This is a genomic window from Bellilinea sp., assembly GCF_034432615.1.
Taxonomy (GTDB): Bacteria; Chloroflexota; Anaerolineae; order Anaerolineales; family Anaerolineaceae; genus Bellilinea.
The window spans coordinates 1-3,457 of the sequence record NZ_DAOUBL010000259.1 but is presented as its reverse complement, the minus strand read 5'-3'; the positions used below and the strand labels follow the sequence as shown (position 1 = coordinate 3,457).

Annotated in this window: 5 protein-coding genes; all 5 read right to left on the bottom strand. The window is 52.3% G+C overall.

Annotated features, from left to right (window positions below; all coding sequences use genetic code 11):
• Window positions 1–104: 104 nt before the first annotated feature.
• A complete protein-coding gene (locus VAE48_RS11395; RefSeq protein WP_416181042.1) occupies window positions 105–878 on the bottom strand; it encodes a helix-turn-helix domain-containing protein in 774 nt (257 codons plus the stop codon).
• 319 nt (window positions 879–1,197) lie between these two features.
• Window positions 1,198–1,665, bottom strand: a complete 468-nt coding sequence (locus tag VAE48_RS11390) for a hypothetical protein (RefSeq protein ID WP_322793450.1) — start codon at window positions 1,663–1,665, stop codon at window positions 1,198–1,200.
• On the bottom strand, window positions 1,662–2,450 hold the full coding sequence (locus tag VAE48_RS11385) for a ParA family protein (RefSeq protein ID WP_322793449.1): 789 nt from the start codon (window positions 2,448–2,450) through the stop codon (window positions 1,662–1,664). The genes VAE48_RS11390 and VAE48_RS11385 overlap by 4 nt, the downstream gene beginning before the upstream one ends.
• Window positions 2,447–3,160: a ParA family protein gene (locus VAE48_RS11380; RefSeq protein ID WP_322793448.1), complete on the bottom strand. Its 714-nt coding sequence runs from the start codon at window positions 3,158–3,160 to the stop codon at window positions 2,447–2,449. Before VAE48_RS11380 ends, VAE48_RS11385 begins: the two co-directional genes overlap by 4 nt.
• Window positions 3,157–3,420 carry a hypothetical protein gene (locus VAE48_RS11375; RefSeq protein ID WP_322793447.1) on the bottom strand — a complete coding sequence of 88 codons (264 nt, stop codon included), beginning with the start codon at window positions 3,418–3,420 and terminating at the stop codon, window positions 3,157–3,159. The genes VAE48_RS11380 and VAE48_RS11375 overlap by 4 nt, the downstream gene beginning before the upstream one ends.
• Window positions 3,421–3,457: the final 37 nt, after the last annotated feature.

Genomic DNA, 3,457 nt, shown 5'->3' with positions numbered 1-3,457 from the left:
GGTGGGTCTCGCCCAGAAACGCCGCTTCCAGGTCGGCGTCCGGTAATTCCCGCACCAGTTCACCCACCAGTTCACAGCCCAGCCGCTCTTGCAAGCGGCGCAGGTCAGTGTTCGACAAATTCGGCATAAGATCCCTCCAGATAGCGGCGTCGGCTCATGCTGCTGTTCGGATCGAGTTCTGGCGGATACTCGCCGGTGTTGCGCAACACAGTGCGCAGCAGTGCCCCGCTCATGCCCTGCTTTCCGGCATACCACAGCCACTGACGGACGCGTTCGGCATCGTCCTGCCAGGCTTTTTCGGCATCGGCGAGTGACCCGCGCCAGCCAAGCGCTTTGAGCTGTGCCTCGATTTCGGGCGGCAAACTGTTTTTATGCGATTTTTCAGCGAAAGATTTTTCACCTGAAATATTTTCAGGTGAAAAATTTTCAGGTGAATCGTCAATTAAATGCTGCTGCATATTAAAATTAACAGGATTAACAGCAGCATTTAATTGACGGTTAATTAATACATTTAATGGGCTGCATGATTTTTCAGGTGAAATTTTTTCAGGTGAAATTTTTTCAGGTGAAACGCCCCGGGCAATGGGCGAGAGATTTTCACTCCGGACAATCTCCTGTTCCGTCATTCCAACGATGACCTGGTAAATCGACGTCTCTTTGCGCTTTCCACCTGCCCCCTTCCGAACAATGCGTATTTCACCCATTTCTGCCAGCCTGTTCAAAATCAGGTAAACGTTTCGCTCCGTCGTCCGTGCTTTGCGTGCAATAGCCGTATGCCCAGGGTAACAGTATCCGAAATCGTCTGCCCAATCCGCTAACGCCAGCAAGATAAGCAATGCTGTGCCGGATTGCTGACTGTTCTTCCAAACCCTGGTCATGACCTCGATGCTCATCTCTTGCCTCCTTCCACATCGGGAATGATTTGTCGGTTGTCGCTCATAAATTCACCTCCTGAACCTTGATTTCAATGATTTCTGAAACAATCGAAAAAAGCCTCTAAAACGGCTTAATTTTGGGCTTTATTTCAAAGGGATACAAACATAGCCCCCCCTTTCAAAAAGACGCCTTGTAGGGCGTTTTAAGTGGGGTAAGTAGCACTCCTTATTTTTTTTAATAGCGCTACTCAATAGCGCTACTAATAAACTCAAGTAGCACCATAAAGTAGCGCTATTGAATTTTGTAAGTAGCGCTACTAAATCAACCACTCCAATTGTTTTTTTGCGATTTTCTCGACTCAATTTTTCCCGTCCTTTCCGTATCCTTTGGATGAACCAGAATGAAGTCGTATCTCGGCGACTCCGAAGGGTGTTTGTAACCCCAAAAACCAATCTCTTTCCGCTTGTATTTCTCTACGGCTTCAAACAATAAGTAGGTCATCACCTGCGATTCGCTGGTGCCTTCTGTTTGTGCTATTTCTTCAATTTCCTGTTGAAGACTCTTTGGTAGATATACAGATACCCGCATCCCCTTGGCCTTTTCCCACTTTTCCTTTGCCTTCCGCTTCCGTTCCTCTGCCTTGTGCCTGAGCTCCGTCACTTTCATTCTCTCCACAGGCGACAGGCGGCTTTCTTCAGCCCGCCGCTGGGTTTCTTCCAGCAGCAGCCGGATACCCTCATCATATCCATCGAATGCCGATAGTATCTCTTCTCCCTTTCGCTTGCTCATCCTTCCTCCAACAACTTTTTCAGCCGTTCCAACGCTTCTTCATACCCCCCAATCCGCTTTTGTCCCGCCTCGATCCCTTTGACCGCTTTGGTCTCCGCCGCGTACTCCCACAACGTCTTACCCCGCCCCGGCGCTTCTGCAACACGCGGATCGTTAGGTATCGGCGGCCATACCATTGCCCCAAAGCGTTCTACCAGTTCCTTCAATCGTACCCCGCTCTCCTTCCACATCCGCATGTACATGGTCGGCAGAATGATGAACCGCCGCCATTCCTTCCCCTGACTGTAGTTCAACTCCGCCATCGTGTTGGTCACTTCGGCTACTCCATCCATGTCCAGAAATCGCGGCGATACCGGTATCAACACATAATCCGCCGCCATCATCGCCGCCATCTGCAGATGATCCAGACCAGGACCCAGATCAATCATTCCAACCTCGAAGTTCCCCATCTCCAATTCCTGACGCAGCCGCTTGATGAACATCGGCGTTGCCAGTGGTTCATCCCGTAATTTGCCAATCACCAGATTGGTACTCTTGTCGCCCGGTAATACCCACAGATTCGGCCTGGCTTCGATGAGATGTTCTCCCAGCGGTTCTTCCTCGTAAAACCAGCGCCGAAAGCCCGGCGTTTTCGGAATGTTCAGATGCCGCTCGATGTGCCCCTGTTTGTCTCCATCCACCAACAATACTTTGCGTCCGCTAATCGCCAGTCCATGCCCCAGCGTGATCGCCGAAGTGGTCTTGCCCACCCCGCCTTTTTGATTGACAAAGGCAAATATTTTCATCGCCTCTTCCCCCCTTCGCTCGTAACCCATAACGCCAAATTGTGATATTCGCTCATCACCCGCGCCACCCGCGGCGGCTCAAACGCCGTCCGCCTTTGCCTCATCCGTTCGTTCCAGGTCAGCAGAAATACCCCGTCCGCTGACCTGCCCATCTCCAATGCTCGCCCCACATCTGCTACTGTCTCTACAATCCCGATGACAAAGCATGGCCCCGTCCAGCCCTCCTCCTGCAATTCGCGGCACATCTTGAGGGTGTTTGCAGTACTTTCCAACGGCGTTCCCGGATCATGGGGAATCAATACCAGATCGGATAACCTCAACAATTCCCTTTCAACTGCCCATTCATACCGATACCCGTCCACCACAACGACATCCGTTCCCAACGCCTCAAAGCGTTCCCGCCGGATATCGCTTGCCCGTAGCAACATCTCTTTTCCATCCAGCAGATCACCAGCGCTTGGCCAGTAGCCCGGCAGAACGTTAATCCCTGCACGTGTCTTGTGAGGAACAATCTGCTCCCCTTGCATCCATCGCAGCGCAGAACCGTCCGCAGGAATATCAAACCACCTGTGGCAGTACGGCGGGTTGGCCAGATCTACCAGCGTTACCGATTTTCCCAGACGCACCAACCCGTGCGCCAGATTCACTGCCAGCGTGGTTTTCCCTACCCCGCCTTTCTGGTTATAAACCGTAATCACTTTCGCCATCATCCCGCCTCCCCAAACAAACTCAACTGTGGCTGCGCTTTCTTCTCCTGTGTCAGCCAGACATCGAACGCGAGTAGATTACCCGCCCGCTCAATCTCCAACCCGTCCGCTTCTTCCAAGAGTGCCAGCAGCCACGCCGGGGCCTTCTCACTGACCCGTGCATAACGGGGTCTCACCCCCTTGCGCTTTTCATACAACGCAATCGCCGCGGCCAGTTCGTCCCTGTCCTCGATGCGATAGACCCGCCATTCGGTCTTGTCCATGTCCATTACCTCCGTCCAGCCACTCGATATAACTCGC

Bases quoted from the DNA above. Each gene is read 5' to 3' on its own strand.
- VAE48_RS11395 (WP_416181042.1), bottom strand. From the start codon at position 878: ATGACCAGGGTTTGGAAGAACAGTCAGCAATCCGGCACAGCATTGCTT.
- VAE48_RS11390 (WP_322793450.1), bottom strand. From the start codon at position 1,665: ATGAGCAAGCGAAAGGGAGAAGAGATACTATCGGCATTCGATGGATAT.
- VAE48_RS11385 (WP_322793449.1), bottom strand. From the start codon at position 2,450: ATGAAAATATTTGCCTTTGTCAATCAAAAAGGCGGGGTGGGCAAGACC.
- VAE48_RS11380 (WP_322793448.1), bottom strand. From the start codon at position 3,160: ATGATGGCGAAAGTGATTACGGTTTATAACCAGAAAGGCGGGGTAGGG.
- VAE48_RS11375 (WP_322793447.1), bottom strand. From the start codon at position 3,420: ATGGACAAGACCGAATGGCGGGTCTATCGCATCGAGGACAGGGACGAA.